Origin of the sequence: Terracoccus sp. 273MFTsu3.1, assembly GCF_000383675.1 — a bacterium.
In the GTDB taxonomy this organism is placed as follows: domain Bacteria; phylum Actinomycetota; class Actinomycetes; order Actinomycetales; family Dermatophilaceae; genus Terrabacter.
The window spans coordinates 368,081-383,395 of sequence record NZ_KB911823.1; the positions used below are offsets into that span (position 1 = coordinate 368,081).

Sequence of the window (15,315 nt, forward strand, 5' to 3'; positions counted from 1 at the left end):
TCAGCGAGACAGGCCCGCGCGGACCAGCGCGACGTGCAACGCGATGCAGGCAGAGGCGATCTCGCCCGCCCGCTCCTCCCTCGTGCCGCTCCCGGAACGCGTCGCCAGGACCTGCTCGACGAGGCCGATCTCGCGGTCGGCGGCGGTGCGGAACGGACGCAGGTGACGGGGCTCGAGTCCGTGTCCGGCGAGGGTCCGGGCTGCGGCGGCGACCGCCAGCGCGTCGTGGCCGAAGTGGCCCTTCTCGTCGGGCTGGAGCAGACCGTACGTCTCGAGGGCGAGCATCGTGTCGCGGTCGATGCCGGTCGCCTCACGCAGCTCCGGGCCCGTGAGCCACACGTCTCGTCGAGCCACCAGGTCGTGCGGTGCCGGGACCTCGGGGTCGGCCGACGGCGCGGGCGGCCGGGGCCTGCCACCCGCCTCGCCTCCGGGGTCCGACAGACCACGATCGAGCGCGTCGAGCGCCTCCCGGATCACCTTCAGCGGCCAGTAGCGGTCCCGCTGCGCGGTCAGGATGTAGTGCAGCCGACGCACGTCGTCGTCGGTGTAGGTGCGGTAGCCCGAGGCGGTGCGGTGCGGGGTCACGAGGCCCTCGGCCTCGAGGAAGCGGATCTTCGACGCGGTGACGTCGGGGAAGTCCTCGGAGAGGGCCGCGAGCACCTTGCCGATCGTCAGACGGCGAGGTGCCGGCGCTCCCCCGTCGCCGGCCACCGTGGCTGCGGTCATGCGGGTGATTGCTGGGGCGCTCCGGACGAGTAGTAGACGAGGCGGAACTTGCCGATCTGGACCTCGTCACCCTGGTGCAGGGGCGCCTCGTCGATCCGCTCGCGGTTGACGTAGGTGCCGTTGAGGGAGCCCGCGTCGCGCACGACGTAGCCGCCACCCTGCGAGACGAAAGCCGCGTGCTTGCGCGACACGGTGACGTCGTCGAGGAAGATGTCGGAGTCGGGGTGGCGGCCGGCGGCCACCTCCTGGTCGTCGAGCAGGAAGCGGGCACCCGTGTTGGGACCGCGGAGCACGACGAGCAGGGCGGTCCCGGGTCGCAGGGCCTCGATGGTGGCCTGGTCCTCGGCCGTGAGGCCCCGGGCGTCGACGGTGTCGACGTGGTCGCTGTCCAGCGACGGCACGCCTTGGAACCGCATGGTGCGGGGTTCGACGTTCATGTCGTCGGGGTCGGGCAGGTCGCTCGACATGCGGTCCTCCTCTGTGGTGCGGGCGGATTCGGGTCCATCCACTCTAGTTGACCCGGGCGGGTCGGAGCCTGCCCGGCAACACGGTGGACAGGGTGGCGCGGGGCGTCAGGACAGCGACGCGGTGTAGGTCGCGGCGTCCATGAGCCCCTCGACGGCAGAGGCGTCGGCCAGGCGCAGCTCGAACATCCAGCCCTCACCGTAGGGGTCGGAGTTGATCAGCTCGGGTGAGGCGTCCAGGGCGGCGTTGGTGGCCGTCACCTCGCCCTCGAGGGGGGCGTAGACGTCGCTGACCGACTTCGTCGACTCGACCTCGCCGCACGAGTCCCCGGGCGTCACGGTGTCGCCGACGGCCGGCAGGGACACGTAGACGACGTCGCCGAGCGCGTCCTGGGCGAAGGACGTGATGCCGATGCGGACCACTCCGTCGTCGCCGACGCGGACCCACTCGTGGTCGCTGGTGTAGCGCAGGTCGGAGGGGTAGTCCAGGTCGCTCATGTCGCTCCTTCGTCAGTGGACGGCCCCGGTCGGGGTCGTGGTGGATGCGCGTGCTGCTGGGCGCTGGTGTCGCCGGCGATGCGGTGGCACCTGAGAGGATGCCATGCCCGCGCGACGAGCGCAGGAAGTGGGCCTCGCCGAGTGCCACACCGGCTGGTCACGAGTCGCCGCCGGCAGCCCGGTGCCGTCACTCGACGGGCTTCGCGTGGGTCATCTCGGTGGGTCGGTGCAGCGAGGTGATCTCGACGAGGCTCGACTCGGTGACGCTGGCCTCCGCGCCCTTCTGCCGCACGGACTCGACGATGCCGCCGGGGATCGTCATCGCCGACGAGAGGGTCTTCGAGTCGCCGATCACCTTGATCACGAGAGGGCGAGTCACCTGAACCCCGTCGACGAGGATCTCGCCGCCCCGGTCGCCGACGAACGACGAGGCGACGACGCGGACACCGCCGACGTCGATCGACTCGGCGCCGGCGTCCCGGAGCTCCTGGATGATGTCGAGGACGATCGGTCCCGTCACGGCATTGGTCGGGTCCGTGATGCGCAGCGTGATGCCGGGACCCTTGGCCGCGAGGGTGCCGGCCAGGATGCCGAGGGTGTCGACGCGCTTCTGAGCCTGCTCGAGGGCCTCGGCCGCCGTGCCCGTGCCGTTCTTGAGCCGGTCACGGGTGGACTCGAGCTCGCGCACCTGCTGGTCGAGGCGGGACGAGCGCAGCGAGATGTCGTCGAGGACCCGGACGAGATCGGTCTGGCTCAGCTCATCGAGTCCGCGCTGGTTGGTCAGCTGCACCTGGGCCGCGATGCCGGCACCGAGGAGCACGGCGAGCAGGGCCGCCAGCAGGTTGGCCCGGGTGGCGCGCGGTCGGCTCATCTTGAGCAGGCGGGTCCAGGCGGCCTGCCCCTCGACCGGCACCCGGCTCGTCCCGTTCTCGGGCGCGCCGGACCCCGTCGTCTCGGGTGTCGTCTCGGGTGTGGTCTGGGGCGACGGAGCCTCGGGCGGCGGCGCGTCGGACGACCGTGACTCTCCGGCCTCGGAGTCGAGCACCGGAGCCGAAGCCACGGCGGGCGACTCGAGCGCGGGCTCGATCGCGGGCTCGGTCGGCTTCTCGGTCGGCTTCTCAGAAGTCGACTCGGGAACCGGATCGGTCGGGGTCTCGGGCGCCGGCTCGATCTCGGGGGCCTCCCCCTGTGCGCCGACGAGCGCCTCCGGCCGGTCGACGGGAGGGGGTGCGGGACGACCCTTCTTGCGCTTGCCCATGCTCAGGCCTTGAACAGGTGCCGGCGGATCGAGGCCACGTTGGAGAAGATCCGCACGCCGAGGACGACGACGACACCGGTCGAGAGCTGCGAGCCGACGCCGAGCTGGTCCCCGAGGAAGACGATGAACGCGGCGACGACGACGTTGGACAGGAACGAGACGACGAAGACCTTGTCGTTGAAGATGCCGTCGAGGATCGCGCGGATGGCGCCGAAGACCGCGTCGAGGGCGGCGATGACCGCGATCGGCAGGTAGGGCTGGAGCCACACCGGCACCGACGGATCGAGGAAGAGCCCCACCGCGAGTCCGGCCAGAAGGCCGAGAACTGGGATCACGAAGGGGTCTCCTCACTGGTCGGTGACGCCGGGCTGCCGGTGCCGGAGTCGGTGGTGCCGCTCGGGGTGTCCGAGGGCGAGCGCGTCGTCGACGCGCCGGTGCCGGTGGGGGCCACCCCCGCACCCGCGCTCCGCTTCGGGGTGGTCGTGCCCTGCTGCAGCGTCGTGGTGCCCGGCGCGGTCGAGCCTACGGGCGGACCGACGGGTTCGGCGACCTCGAGCCGCACGGCCGAGTCGCCGGGCACGGTCAGGGAGTCGCTCCCGGCCATGATCGAGCGGATCTTGTACTCGTCGGTCAGCTGCGAGAGGTAGAGCCCCGCGAACGAGGGTTCGAAGAGCTGCTGCATGCCCTGGGAGTCGCCGAGGGCGGTGATGACGTAGGGCCGTGACAGCGGTCGGAAGTCGACGATGATCGCCTGCCCCGCGAACCGGATGGCCGCGGTGGAGCTGAGCCGGTGCCCGTTGATCGAGATGGCCTCGGCGCCGGCCCCCCAGAGGCCGTTGACGATGATCTGCAGGTCGCCGGAGGTCACCCGGCCCTCCTGGAACCCGCTGCTCGGGCGGTTCCCTGCGTCGGCTCCGGCGTCCGTCGAGGCTGCGTCGTCGAGGGTCAGCGTGAGGCCGGGCCCGGTGAGGGGCACGGCGCCGGCCTGGACCTCGAGGTCCTTGATGGTGCTCGTGAGGTCGGTGCCGCCAGACTGCTGGAGGGCGAGGGCCTCGTAGTCACGCACCTGCTTGCCGAGGGCGGCCACCTTGGCCTCCTGGTCGGTCCCGTGCTTCTGCAGCGCCTCGATGCGCGTGACGAGCTCCTTCTTCACGGCCGCGGCAGCGGTCGGCTTCGGCCGGAGCGACTGCGCCGCCACGGCGAAGAGGAAGCCGGTGAGGATGGCCAGGACGACGACGAGGACGGTGCGCGTCGAGGTGGCTCCGGGCAGCCCGGCCGCGACCCGTCGGTCGGCGGCCTCCTGGTAACCCGCGTCGAGCGGCCGCTCCATCATCGTGGTCAGCAGCGTCATCGACTCGTCCGGACGTCGCTCGGGGCTCATGGGGTCACCACCCGAGGACGCTGCGCAAGCACGAGGCGCGCGTGGACGGCATATAGCACGGCGGCGAGCCAGTAGAGGACGACGCCCCACCACGCGAAGCCCCAGCCGATGGGGCGGGCGAGGTCGCCGAGCCAGTCGTCCCGGTGCGCGAGGAGCAGCAGGGGGAAGGCGTAGAGCAGGTTGAACGTGGCGGCCTTGCCGACGAAGTGAACGGGCAGGCCGAGCTGTCCCTTGGTGCGCAGGTAGAGCAGCATCAGGGCCATGACGACCTCGCGGGCAAGGAGCACGACGACGAGCCAGACCGGGATGATCTCGCGCCACATGAGCCCGACCAGGGTCGTGAGGATGTAGAGCCGGTCGGCGATGGGGTCGAGGAACTGGCCGAGGCGGCTCTCCATGTTGAACCGGCGGGCGATCTTGCCGTCGAGGTAGTCGGTGACGCCCGAGAAGAGCAGCAGCAGGAAGGCCAGGCCGTCTCGCTCCGAGACGATCGCCCAGAGGAAGACCGGCACGCCGAGAAGCCGGAGCACCGACAGCACGTTGGGGATCGTCAGCAGGCGCTCCGTCACGACGTGCTCGCGCTCCCCCGCTCTCTCGACCTCCACGGCGGCAAGCCTAACGGGCGTCCGGAGTGGTCGAGATGCGTCCCCGGCATCGATCCGGACACGACCCGTCGGCGGGCGGGAGTGGAGTCCGTGAGGAGCACTCGATGCTCGATGGCGCAGGTGCGTGCTCGCCGATCCGCTCTGGCACACTCGGCCCCATGCCCGGCGGACACTCGCACAGCCATGCCCACGGATCCTCTGCAGCGTCCGGCACCGTCGAGGTCAGCACGCTGGCGCGGTTCGGCCTCACCCTCCTGATCGCGCTCGCCGCCGCGGCCACGATCTTCGGTCTCGTGCGCTACTGGCCGGCGGAGTCGCAGGCGGCCGACCGGGTGGGCACGTCCGACTTCGCGGCTCCCGGGGTGACCTTCCCCGTCGCCGAGGTCCAGCGGGTCCTCCCGGCCTGCGAGGGTGCCGAGGCCGGCACCGGGGCCGCCCCTGCCGCCGGGCAGGGGGGTGACGTCGTCGACGGGAGCCCGACCTGCGGCGCGATCACGGTGCAGCTCGAACAACCCACCGCGACCTCGGGCGACGTGCGTCCGGTCGTGTCCGTCTCGGTGCCCCCCGCGGTCTCCACGTCGGGCCTGCGCGACGGCGACACCGTCATGCTGCTGCGGACCCCGCCCCAGGACACCCAGCCCGAGACCTACTCCTTCCTCCAGGTGCAGCGCGGCGCTCCCCTGTCGCTCATGCTCGCGCTCTTCCTCCTCGTCGTGGCGGTCGTCGCGCGTTGGCGCGGGATCCTGGCCCTCGTCGGTCTCGTCTTCGGCGGCTTCGTCGTCGTCAAGTTCATGCTGCCGGCCCTGCTCGAGGGCCAGTCCGGGCTGCTCGTGGCCCTCATCGGCTCCTCGGCGATCATGTTCGTCGTCCTCTACCTCGCCCACGGGCTCTCGGTGCGGACGAGCACGGCCCTCGCCGGCACGCTCTTCGGCGTCGCGATCATTGCGGGTCTGGGTCTGCTCGCCGTCGACCTGGCACGCCTGAGCGGGGTCGCCAACGACGAGGGTGCCACCCTGGCCTCCTTCGTCACGACGATGAACCCGCGCGAGCTGCTGACGTGCGCGATCATCGTGGCCGGTCTGGGCGTCCTCAACGACGTGACGATCACCCAGTCCTCGGCCGTGTGGGAGCTGCGTGCGGCTGCCCCCTCGATGGGGCGACGGGCGCTCTTCCAGTCGGGCATGCGCATCGGGCGCGACCACATCGCCTCGACCATCTACACGATCGTCTTCGCGTATGCCGGTGCCGCCCTCCCGGTGCTGCTCCTCCTCTTCCTCTACGAGCGCCCGGTGCTCGAGATGCTCCAGACGGAGTCGCTGTCGGAGGAGATCGTCCGCACGCTCGCCAGCGCCATCGGTCTCGTGCTCGCCGTCCCCGTCACGACGGCGGTCGCCGCGCTCACCGTCGGTGCAGCGCGTCCGCCGGCGCCGGCGGACGGCGACGGACGCAGCCCCGGTCAGCCGCGAGCCCTCGACGAGCCGGAGCAGCATGGCCCCACGGCAGCTGACCTCGTCCGAGCTGCCAGCGGGCCGCCGGCTCCGTTGACGCGGGCCGAGGCACGCTCGAGGATGTCCTCCTCCTGACCGTTTCGTGCCGCCGGCGAGGGCCTGGCACCCTCCACGACGGGCATCAGCGCAGGTCAGCTCGGGCATCGCATCAGCCGACACTCGTGGGGCTTTCAACCACTTCTCAGCAACCACTAGGCTGCCCGCCATGAACCGTGTGACGACCCTCGAGGCGTACGACGACGACCGGGGGAACCGCATCGAGTTCAGCGGGAGCGTCGAGAAGAACATCCGTGTGAAGTTCAAGGGACGCAACAACGTCCTGCGTGTCGCGGCCCAGCACAACATCGCCCAGCTCTTCGTCGACTTCGACTGCGACGACGGCCTCGTGGAGATCGGCAGCAGCCGTGGCGTGCCGGGCCTGCGCGCGGCCATCCGCGTCGGGGACGGCTGCCAGGTGCGCATCGGCAAGAACGTGTCGTCGACGACGACGGTGGCCATGTCGACGGCGGAGGGCACGTCGATCACGATCGGCGACGACGTCATGATCGCGTCCGACATCCAGATCCGCGCCGACGACGGACACCCCATCTTCGACGTCCGCACCGGCAAGCGCGTCAACGCGGCCCGGTCGATCGTCATCGGCAACCACGTGTGGCTCGGCCTCGGCGCCTGCGTCCTCGGGGGCGTGACCATCGGCGACGGCACCGTCGTCGGGATGCGCTCGGTCGTGACGCGTTCCTTGCCCAACAACGTCGTCGGAGCGGGCTCACCGGCGAAGGTCGTCAAGCGGAACGTGGCCTGGGAGCGCCCGCACCTCACCCTCGACCCGCCCTACCGGAAGCCGACCGTGGCCTCGGTCAAGAAGTCGACCGACTACTGGACCCTGACCGTGGACCCCGGCAGCAGGCCGTCACGAAGCCGGGAGATCTACGCTGGCGCCCGTCGGCGCACGCGCCGGAGCCTCAAGGCCGTCCGGGCCAGGGCCGACGCGCTGACTCGACGCACCTGAGCCCTCTGGGGACACCGACGGTCACGAGACCGTCAGCACCGCGGTCCACGTCGACCCGCCCGACTCGGTGAACGTCACGGTGACGGACGCCGCGTTGACGCCGTTCTTCGTGGCCGTCACCGTCGCGGTCGAGGTCGTGGCGTTCGGGGCCACGGTCACGGTCCCGGAGCCCGCGCTCTTGCCCGTCGACGTCCAGCCGATGCTCTCGGTCGCGCCGCTGTAGGACACCGGCGTCTGCGTGCTGCTCCCGAAGGCGACGTTCGCCGCGACGACCGCGTTGTTGCCACCGGCGACCGTGCAGGTGTACGACGAGCCGACCGTGCCGGTGCAGCTCGGCGTCACCGCCGTCCCGTTGACCGTGACGCCCGAGAAGACGAGCCCGACCGCCCCGCCGTTGACGACGCCCTGGCTGAGCGGAGCGGACGTCGACGCCGAGTGGTTCGCGGTGCCGACGTACGCAGCCGTGACCGAACGGGAGCCGGCGGTCGCGAAGGTCGTCGTGCAGGTGGCGACACCCGCCGCGCTGAGGGTCTGGCTGCCCGACGCGCAGGTGATCACGGTGGAGCCGTCCTTGAAGGTGACGCCGCCCGTCGGCACTCCCCCGCCGGGAGCCGTGGCGGCCACGGTCGCGGTGTAGGTGACGCTCTGGCCGGTCCGGACCGTCTGCGCCGAGGTCGTCAGGGTGGTCGTCGTGACGGCGGCTCCCACGACCTGGCTGACGGTCGGCGAGGTGGACGTGAGGTGGTCGGCGGAGCCGGAGTAGACGGCGGTGATGCTCCGGGTCCCTGCGGAGACGAGGCTCACGACACAGGTCGTCGACCCGGAGGTGAGCGTCGGAGTGCCGCCGGTGCAGGTCAGGGTCGTCGCGCCGTCCTTGAAGGTGACCGTCCCACCGGGAGTGCCGCCACCGGGAGCCGACGCCGACACCGTGGCGGTGAAGGTGACGGACTGCCCCACCACCGACGGGTTCGTCGACGACGTGACCGACGTCGTCGTGGCGGCGGCGTTCACGACCTGCGACACCGCGGCCGAGGACGATCCCGCGTACGGCGCCGAGCCGGCATACGCCGCCGTGATCGACCTCGTGCCTGCGGACGCCGGGGCGACGGTGCACGTCGCGGTGCCCGCGCTGAGCGTCTGGGAGCCGCCCGCGCACGTCAGGGCGGACCCGCCGTCACGGAAGGTGACCGACCCGGTCGGCGTGCCGGAGACCGCGCTGACCGTCGCGGTGTACGTCACGGGCTGTCCGACCACCGACGGGTTGGCGGACGAGCGCACCGACGTGCTCGTGGCGACCGACGCCTGGACGGTGACGGAAGCGCTCGAGGGGCTCGTCGCGGTCCACCCCGATCGCACCGCGACGACGGTGTAGCGGAAGGTCCCGTCCGGGACCGACGGGTCGTTGCAGGACGTGGTGGTCAGCAGAGTTGACGGCGAGGTGCCACAGGCGGCGACGGTGGCGGAGGTCGTGACGTCGGTGCGGTCGACGCGGTACCCGGTGGGGGCCACGCCCGCCGACGGCGGGGTCCACGCGACGGAGACGGTCGTGGCGCCGGCGGCGGCCGTCGCCGTCACGGACGAGGGGGCCGAGAGGGTGGCGGTCGGTGCGGTGCCGGTGCCGCGCCCGCTGACGGTCCAGGACGCCCACGCGGTGCCGGACACCGTCATCAGCACCGCCATGAGGACGGTGACGCGGAGGGCGCGCACGCCGCGGCTCGGGGCTGCACGGCGTGCGCGCGTCTTCGGGGGCGTCGGGGCGGGCATCAGTTGCTCGCCGTCCCCGACCACGTGAGCGCGAAGCTCTTGCCCTTGCAGACGTCCTGGTTGACGGTCGGCAGGTTGCGCAGGCGGATCTCCGCGGTCGCCAGTCCCTGCGCAGGGAGGGTGACCGAGCCGCGGGCCGGCACGAGGAGCACGGAGCTCGTCGTGACCGAGGGCTGACGCAGCTCGAGGTTCGCCGACGAGGTGCAGCCGGGCGGGGTGCTGTCGGCTGTCACGGCGACGGTGAGCGCCGACACCCTGATGGTGACGGGGTTGGGGTTCGAGACCGTCACCGTGAGGGGCCGCCACACACCCGGGACGAGGTCGCCGACGCTGCCGGCGACGGTGAAGGGCAGTCCGGTCTCGGGCAGGCCCTTCTCGTACTTGAAGGCGTAGGCGGTGGTGGCGGAGACGTTGCCCGCTGCGTCCACGGCCTGCACCGCGAGCTGGTGCTGCCCGTTGTTCGACGTGTTGACGACCCACGTCAACGGCGTGGTGCAGACCGTCCACGGGCCGTTCTCGAGCGAGCACCGGAAGGTCACGCCCGCCTCGGCGGAGGTCCAGGTCGCGGTGTTCGTCGCCGTCGACGTGGGGTTGACCGGGGTCGACGTCAGCACGGGCGCCGGTGGCGCGATCGTGTCGACGACCCATGCGTAGGCGGTCGGGATGCTCTCCGTGCCCGCGACGACCGCCGTGACGCTGACGGTGTGACGGCCCTGTGACAGGCCGGAGTAGGTGACCGGGCTCGTGCACGTCGTGGAGGTGGACCCGTCGCGGGCGCACCGGAAGCCGGCACCGGACGGGGCCGCGAAGGCGAAGGTCGCCGTCGTGCTGGCTGACGGATCGGCCGGTCGCGTGGTGAGGACGGGGGCGGCGACCGACGGCCCCGAGGCCGCACGGGGCATCCCGTGGACCGTGACGAGGAGCGCGACGAAGACGCCGAGCAGCGCCAGGGCCGTGTGCCTGGCGTTCGTCGGCGTCTTCATGGGACTCCCCGGTCGTGGTCGATGCGGTCGAGCGGTCGTGCGGTCAGAGCGACGGACGCGGAAGGGGTGGGACGCCGGGGTCGAGCGGCGTCCCACCCCTTCCGGGTCTCAGCTGGCGACGTAGTTGATCGTCACCGTGGCGCCCTTGCAGGCGTCCTGGTTCGTCGTCTTGTTGTTGAACTGCAGGGTGTAGTCGACGGTCGTCGTCGCGGCCGGCGCGAGGTCGACCGGCGTGACGCCGAGTGAGGCTGCCGTCGCCTCGGAGACCGGGGCCACCGCGCCGTTCAGCTTGTAGTCGGTGCCGTCGCAGTCCGCCTTGTTCGTCGTGACGTAGGCCTTGACCGCCTGGATCTTGTAGTTCTCGGTGCCGGTGTTCTTGACCGTGGCCGTGATCGTCTGGGCCGAGTCGCCGGGGTACATCGCGGTCGCGCTGCCACCGGTGACGAGGAACACGTTGCTCGCCCCGGCCCGCGTGGTCGCCGTGCCGGTGCCGCCACCGAGGCTCGTCCAGTACGCGTAGGCACCGCCGGCGGTCGCGAGGCCGATGACGCCGGCTGCGACGAAGGCTGCGGACTTCTTCTTCCTGGAGCTGGACTTCTTCTGAGTGCGCATGGTGTCCCCCATGACCTTTCCCTCGAGTGGCTTCAACGTTTGTGGTGTGCTGCTGAGGGAACAGTGACACGCGTTTCGGCCGATTCGGGGACACCTCGGGCAACGTTGCGCATACCTTGCGGGTTGCTTGTGACCGCGACGAAGTCCTTGCAGATGTGGCCGGGACACCTTGCACAACAAGCGGATTCAGACGCTCGTCGTCGCGGACGATCTGCGCCCGGCGGCGGCACGACGAAGGGCCGCACTCTCCGTGGAGAGTGCGGCCCTTCGTCGTTCGGTCGGGCTGACAGGATTTGAACCTGCGACCCCTTGACCCCCAGTCAAGTGCGCTACCAAGCTGCGCCACAGCCCGAATGCCCCTCGGGGCGAAAGGAACATTAGCGCACCGGGTGCCGCTGGTCCCAATCGGCCCCCGTGAGCGGCCGTGTGCCCCGTCGAGACCGCGTCAGGTCAGCGTCAGGTCAGCGTCGGCGCTTCTCGCGGACGCGGACCGAGACCTCGATCGGCGTGCCCTCGAAGCCGAACTGCTCACGGAGGCGACGCTCGATGAACCGGCGGTAGCCGGCCTCGATGAAGCCCGACGCGAAGATGACGAAGCGCGGCGGACGCGTCGAGGCCTGCGTCGCGAAGAGGATGCGGGGCTGCTTGCCACCACGCAGCGGGTGCGGGTGGGCGGCCACGATCTCGCCGAGGAAGGCGTTGAGCCGGCCCGTGGGGACGCGGGTGTCCCAGGACTCCAGGGCCGTCTCGATGGCGGGCACCAGGCGGTCCATGTGGCGTCCGGTGCGCGCGGAGATGTTGGCCCGTGGCGCCCACGGGACCTGGACGAGCTCCTTCTCGATCTCGCGCTCGAGGTAGTAGCGGCGCTCCTCGTCGAGGGTGTCCCACTTGTTGTAGGCGATGACGAGGGCGCGTCCCGAGTCGATGACCTGCTGCACGACACGGATGTCCTGCTCGGCGATCGGCTCCTCGGCGTCGATGAGCACGACGGCCACCTCGGCCTTCTCGAGGGCCGTCTGGGTGCGCAGGGACGCGTAGAAGTCCGCGCCACGGCTCTGGTGGACGCGGCGACGGATGCCAGCCGTGTCGACGAAGCGCCAGGTGGTGCCGCCGAGCTCGATGAGCTCGTCGACCGGGTCACGGGTTGTGCCCGCCACGTTGTCGACGACGACACGCTCGGAGCCCGCGAGACGGTTGAGCAGGCTCGACTTGCCGACGTTGGGACGACCGACGAGCGCGACGCGTCGAGGTCCACCCTGGGCGTACGCGCCGTGGGCCGACACGTCGGGCAGCACCTCGAGCACGGCGTCGAGGGCGTCGCCGCTCCCGCGGCCGTGGACGGCCGAGACCGGGTAGGGCTGGCCGAGTCCGAGGCTCCACAGCATGGCCGCGTCGGCCTCGCCGCGCTGGTCGTCGACCTTGTTGGCCACGAGCACGACCGGCTTGCCCGAGCGGCGCAGCAGCTTGACGACCGCCTCGTCGTCGTCCGTGGCGCCGACGGTGGCGTCGACGACGAACATGACGACGTCCGCGAGGTCGATGGCGATCTCGGCCTGCTCGGCGACCCGCAGGTGGATGCCCGTGGCGTCCGCCTCCCAGCCGCCGGTGTCGACGATCGTGAAGCGGCGCCCGCCCCACTCGGCCTCGTAGGAGACGCGGTCGCGCGTCACACCCGGCACGTCCTCGACGACGGCCTCACGGCGCCGCAGGATGCGGTTGACCAGGCTCGACTTGCCGACGTTGGGTCGGCCGACCACGGCCACGACGGGCAGCGGCCCCTGTGCCGCGCCTCCGTCGGAGACCGGCCCCTGGGCGTCGAGCAGAGCCTGGTCCTCAGGGCTGAGCTCGAAGTCGTCGAGCCCGGCGCGCAGGGCGCGCTCCACGGCGGCGTCGTCGACGGAGGGGTCGGGGGTCGAGATCGGAACGCCCTCGTCGATGGGGCGGGCGGTCTCGTCAGTCACGGTGTCCTCGAATCAGTGAACGTCTGTTGAGGAACCATTCTCCACCCGCGAGCGGCGTACATGTGACGCGAGGGCGTCTCGCAGCTGGTCACTGGACAGTCGGAGGCGGTCGCGGCCGGGCGCAGACGGGTCGACGGTGAGTCGGAACGGCTCCCCGAAGTCGACGAGCAGGCGGGAGCGGAAGGACGGCCAGTCGTCCTTCGTCGCACCCGGGACCCGCGTGCCGCTGACGGCCACGGGCACGATCTGCGCGTCGGTGCGTAGCGCGATCCAGGCGGCTCCGTGGTTGACCTGGTGGACCTCGCCGTCGCCGCGGTTGCCCTCGGGGAAGATGCCGACCGCTCCCCCGCCCTCGAGGACGGCACTCGCAGATGCCAGCGCCGCGCGGTCGCCGACCGAGCGGTCGATGGGGATCTGGCCGACGTTGCGGATCGTCCAGCCCCAGAAGCCCGAGAAGGCCTCCTGCTTGACGAGGAAGCTCACGGGACGGGGCGCCAGACCGAAGACGAGGGGTCCGTCGAGGAACGCGGCGTGGTTGGCGACGAGGATGACGGGCCCCGTGCGCGGCACCCGCTCGGGGTGCAGGGCGACGCCGCGGTAGAGGGTGCTGAAGATGACCTTGCCGATCGGGCGGCCGATCCGGGCCCGGTTCGGGTGGGGAGCGACCGCCTGGCTCATGCCCGGGCCGCCTCGACCACCTGGAGCACCGCCTCGACCGAGCCCTCGAAGTCGAGGTGCGAGGTGTCGATCGTCGTGACGCCGTCGGCGGCGACGGTGAACTCCGACACGGCGGAGTCCGCCTTGTCGCGGTCGACGATCTGCGAGCGGGTCGCGGCGACGGCGACGGCGTCCGCCGCTCCGTGCAGCTCCGTCGAGCGGCGCGCCAGCCGGGCCTCCTCGGAGGCGGTGAGCAGGATGCGCACGGGCGCGTCGGGCGCGACGACGGTCGTGATGTCCCGTCCCTCGGCCACGACACCGCCGGTGGTCGCGGCCGCCTCGGAGATCAGGCGGCGCTGGAGGACCCGCAGGATCTCGCGGACGGGAATGACGGTGGCGACCGCGGACACGTTGGTCGAGATGCCGGTCTCACGGATGGCCGCGGCGACGTCGGTGCCGCCGACCTCCACCGTGGGAGCATCGGGATCGATGCCGATGGCGAGCGGAAAGCGTTGGGCCGCAGCGGTGATCGCGTCGGCGTCGGTCAGGTCGACACCCTCGTGGAGGCACCACCACGTCAGGGCGCGGTACATCGCTCCGGTGTCGAGGTAGCCGTAGCCGAGGGACCGCGCCACCTGCTTGCTGACGCTCGACTTGCCGGACCCGGAGGGACCGTCCACGGCGATGACGAAACCGGACAGGGGGTCCTCGGGGGTCTGCGGCATGCGGACGAGGATAGTGCCTCGCCGGAGGCGCCTCGGGACGTGCCCGAGTGCCGGAGCCTCAGTCGTGCACGCGCCAGCCGAGCCGGGCCAGCTCGGCCCGCAGCGGCTCGACGGACGCAGGCACCACGGAGATCTCGGCCACACCTACGGCCTGCCCGAGCCCGTGTTCGAGGTGGAGGTCCTCGAGGTTGATGCCGGCGTGGCCGACGTCCGTGAGCAGCCGGGCCAGTGACCCCGGCTCGTCCGGGACCACGACGGAGACGACCTCGTACGCCGCCGGGGCCGCGCCGTGCTTGCCGGGGATCCGTGCGTGGCCGAGGTTGCCGGCCTCGAGGACCCGGCTCAGCGTGCCGAGCGAGCCGGCGCCGTCCGCGTCGACGAGGGCGTCGAGGGCCACCACGACGTCGTCGACCTGGTCGCGGACGTGGCGCAGGACGTCACGGACGGCGGGCGCGTTGCCGGCGAGGATCTGCGTCCAGAGCCGCGGGTCGCTCGCTGCGATCCGGGTGACGTCGCGCAGCCCCTGACCGGCGAGGCCGACCGCGGACTCGGGCAGCTCGCGCAGGCACGCGGCCACGATGCTCGCGGCGAGCTGGGGCACGTGCGAGACCGCCGCCACGGCCTCGTCGTGCTCGTGCGCCGGCATGACCCGGACGGCGGAGCCGACGGCGAGGGCGAGGTCCTTCACGCGTCGCACGGCCGCGTCGGTCGAGGCCTCGTGCGGCACGACGACCCACGCCCGGCCGTCGAAGAGGTCGCCCCGGGCGGCTGCGGCGCCCGAGCGCTCACGACCGGCCATCGGATGCGACCCGACGTAGCGGCTCGCGTCGGCCCCCGAGTCGAGGACGACGCGGAGCACCGACTCCTTGACGGAGGCGACGTCGGTGACCACCGCGTCGGGCCACCGGCCCAGGGCGTCGACGACGACGCTGGCGGCGACGTCGGGCGGCGCCGCGACGACGACGACATCTGGAGCGTCCGTCACGTCCTCGGCGGTCTGGCCCGCCCGGAGGTCGCGCGCCAGCCTCACGGCCGTGGGTGACGGGTCGTCCAGCGACACCCGGAATCCGTTGTTGGACAAGGCGATCCCGAGACTGGTCCCGATCAGCCCTGCGCCGACGATGCGGACGTGCGTGCTCACCCCGTCAGCGTAGCGAGCCGGTC

Annotated in this window: 16 protein-coding genes and 1 tRNA gene; 2 read left to right on the forward strand and 15 right to left on the reverse strand. The window is 71.7% G+C overall.

The window, feature by feature from the left end:
* The 7 genes from H283_RS0114625 to H283_RS0114655 all read right to left on the reverse strand — a co-directional run bounded on the left by H283_RS0114625 (position 1) and on the right by H283_RS0114655 (position 4,932).
* A complete protein-coding gene (locus tag H283_RS0114625) occupies positions 1 to 726 on the reverse strand; it encodes a MerR family transcriptional regulator (RefSeq protein WP_020144274.1) in 726 nt (241 codons plus the stop codon).
* Positions 723 to 1,193 carry an FHA domain-containing protein gene (locus H283_RS0114630; protein WP_020144275.1) on the reverse strand — a complete coding sequence of 157 codons (471 nt, stop codon included), beginning with the start codon at positions 1,191 to 1,193 and terminating at the stop codon, positions 723 to 725. The genes H283_RS0114625 and H283_RS0114630 overlap by 4 nt, the downstream gene beginning before the upstream one ends.
* Before the next feature lie 105 nt (positions 1,194 to 1,298).
* Positions 1,299 to 1,688 (reverse strand): glycine cleavage system protein GcvH, encoded by a 390-nt coding sequence (gcvH, locus tag H283_RS0114635; protein ID WP_020144276.1) that lies wholly within the window; start codon positions 1,686 to 1,688, stop codon positions 1,299 to 1,301.
* Positions 1,689 to 1,875: 187 nt separating this feature from the next.
* Positions 1,876 to 2,946, reverse strand: coding sequence for a DUF881 domain-containing protein (locus tag H283_RS28470; RefSeq protein ID WP_020144277.1), 1,071 nt, complete (start codon positions 2,944 to 2,946; stop codon positions 1,876 to 1,878).
* A gap of 2 nt (positions 2,947 to 2,948) precedes the next feature.
* Complete coding sequence (locus H283_RS0114645; RefSeq protein ID WP_028785606.1) at positions 2,949 to 3,281, reverse strand: small basic family protein; 333 nt, start codon at positions 3,279 to 3,281, stop codon at positions 2,949 to 2,951.
* Positions 3,278 to 4,327 (reverse strand): DUF881 domain-containing protein, encoded by a 1,050-nt coding sequence (locus H283_RS0114650; RefSeq protein ID WP_020144279.1) that lies wholly within the window; start codon positions 4,325 to 4,327, stop codon positions 3,278 to 3,280. The genes H283_RS0114645 and H283_RS0114650 overlap by 4 nt, the downstream gene beginning before the upstream one ends.
* The gene (locus tag H283_RS0114655; RefSeq protein ID WP_020144280.1) at positions 4,324 to 4,932 is read right to left on the reverse strand and encodes a CDP-alcohol phosphatidyltransferase family protein; all 609 of its coding nucleotides are present in this window, start codon (positions 4,930 to 4,932) and stop codon (positions 4,324 to 4,326) included. Before H283_RS0114655 ends, H283_RS0114650 begins: the two co-directional genes overlap by 4 nt.
* Before the next feature lie 158 nt (positions 4,933 to 5,090).
* On the opposite strand from H283_RS0114655, the gene H283_RS0114660 reads away from it, so the two are divergent.
* Positions 5,091 to 6,515: a YibE/F family protein gene (locus H283_RS0114660; RefSeq protein WP_156023204.1), complete on the forward strand. Its 1,425-nt coding sequence runs from the start codon at positions 5,091 to 5,093 to the stop codon at positions 6,513 to 6,515.
* A gap of 130 nt (positions 6,516 to 6,645) precedes the next feature.
* Positions 6,646 to 7,449: an acyltransferase gene (locus tag H283_RS25275; protein WP_043649474.1), complete on the forward strand. Its 804-nt coding sequence runs from the start codon at positions 6,646 to 6,648 to the stop codon at positions 7,447 to 7,449.
* A 21-nt stretch (positions 7,450 to 7,470) separates the two neighbouring features.
* On the opposite strand, the gene H283_RS27800 is transcribed toward H283_RS25275, so the two are convergent.
* The 8 genes from H283_RS27800 to H283_RS0114705 form a co-directional block, all read right to left on the reverse strand.
* On the reverse strand, positions 7,471 to 9,213 hold the full coding sequence (locus tag H283_RS27800) for an Ig-like domain-containing protein (RefSeq protein WP_156023205.1): 1,743 nt from the start codon (positions 9,211 to 9,213) through the stop codon (positions 7,471 to 7,473).
* Entirely contained in the window at positions 9,213 to 10,196 is a 984-nt protein-coding gene (locus H283_RS0114675) for a hypothetical protein (RefSeq protein WP_020144284.1), read from the reverse strand. Before H283_RS0114675 ends, H283_RS27800 begins: the two co-directional genes overlap by 1 nt.
* A 108-nt stretch (positions 10,197 to 10,304) precedes the next feature.
* Positions 10,305 to 10,808 (reverse strand): hypothetical protein, encoded by a 504-nt coding sequence (locus H283_RS0114680; RefSeq protein ID WP_156023206.1) that lies wholly within the window; start codon positions 10,806 to 10,808, stop codon positions 10,305 to 10,307.
* 278 nt (positions 10,809 to 11,086) lie between these two features.
* Positions 11,087 to 11,160 (reverse strand) — tRNA-Pro (locus H283_RS0114685).
* Between the two features lie 109 nt (positions 11,161 to 11,269).
* On the reverse strand, positions 11,270 to 12,769 hold the full coding sequence (gene der, locus H283_RS0114690) for a ribosome biogenesis GTPase Der (RefSeq protein WP_020144286.1): 1,500 nt from the start codon (positions 12,767 to 12,769) through the stop codon (positions 11,270 to 11,272).
* A gap of 12 nt (positions 12,770 to 12,781) precedes the next feature.
* A complete protein-coding gene (locus tag H283_RS0114695; protein WP_020144287.1) occupies positions 12,782 to 13,447 on the reverse strand; it encodes a 1-acyl-sn-glycerol-3-phosphate acyltransferase in 666 nt (221 codons plus the stop codon).
* Positions 13,444 to 14,151, reverse strand: a complete 708-nt coding sequence (gene cmk / locus H283_RS0114700) for a (d)CMP kinase (RefSeq protein ID WP_020144288.1) — start codon at positions 14,149 to 14,151, stop codon at positions 13,444 to 13,446. The genes H283_RS0114695 and cmk overlap by 4 nt, the downstream gene beginning before the upstream one ends.
* Before the next feature lie 58 nt (positions 14,152 to 14,209).
* Positions 14,210 to 15,292, reverse strand: coding sequence for a prephenate dehydrogenase (locus tag H283_RS0114705; protein ID WP_020144289.1), 1,083 nt, complete (start codon positions 15,290 to 15,292; stop codon positions 14,210 to 14,212).
* Positions 15,293 to 15,315 lie beyond the last annotated feature (23 nt).

Bases quoted from the DNA above. Each gene is read 5' to 3' on its own strand.
- cmk (WP_020144288.1), bottom strand. From the start codon at position 14,151: ATGCCGCAGACCCCCGAGGACCCCCTGTCCGGTTTCGTCATCGCCGTG.
- H283_RS28470 (WP_020144277.1), bottom strand. From the start codon at position 2,946: ATGGGCAAGCGCAAGAAGGGTCGTCCCGCACCCCCTCCCGTCGACCGG.
- H283_RS25275 (WP_043649474.1), top strand. From the start codon at position 6,646: ATGAACCGTGTGACGACCCTCGAGGCGTACGACGACGACCGGGGGAAC.
- gcvH (WP_020144276.1), bottom strand. From the start codon at position 1,688: ATGAGCGACCTGGACTACCCCTCCGACCTGCGCTACACCAGCGACCAC.
- H283_RS0114680 (WP_156023206.1), bottom strand. From the start codon at position 10,808: ATGCGCACTCAGAAGAAGTCCAGCTCCAGGAAGAAGAAGTCCGCAGCC.
- H283_RS27800 (WP_156023205.1), bottom strand. From the start codon at position 9,213: ATGCCCGCCCCGACGCCCCCGAAGACGCGCGCACGCCGTGCAGCCCCG.
- H283_RS0114650 (WP_020144279.1), bottom strand. From the start codon at position 4,327: ATGAGCCCCGAGCGACGTCCGGACGAGTCGATGACGCTGCTGACCACG.
- H283_RS0114675 (WP_020144284.1), bottom strand. From the start codon at position 10,196: ATGAAGACGCCGACGAACGCCAGGCACACGGCCCTGGCGCTGCTCGGC.
- H283_RS0114630 (WP_020144275.1), bottom strand. From the start codon at position 1,193: ATGTCGAGCGACCTGCCCGACCCCGACGACATGAACGTCGAACCCCGC.
- H283_RS0114660 (WP_156023204.1), top strand. From the start codon at position 5,091: ATGCCCGGCGGACACTCGCACAGCCATGCCCACGGATCCTCTGCAGCG.
- H283_RS0114695 (WP_020144287.1), bottom strand. From the start codon at position 13,447: ATGAGCCAGGCGGTCGCTCCCCACCCGAACCGGGCCCGGATCGGCCGC.
- H283_RS0114625 (WP_020144274.1), bottom strand. From the start codon at position 726: ATGACCGCAGCCACGGTGGCCGGCGACGGGGGAGCGCCGGCACCTCGC.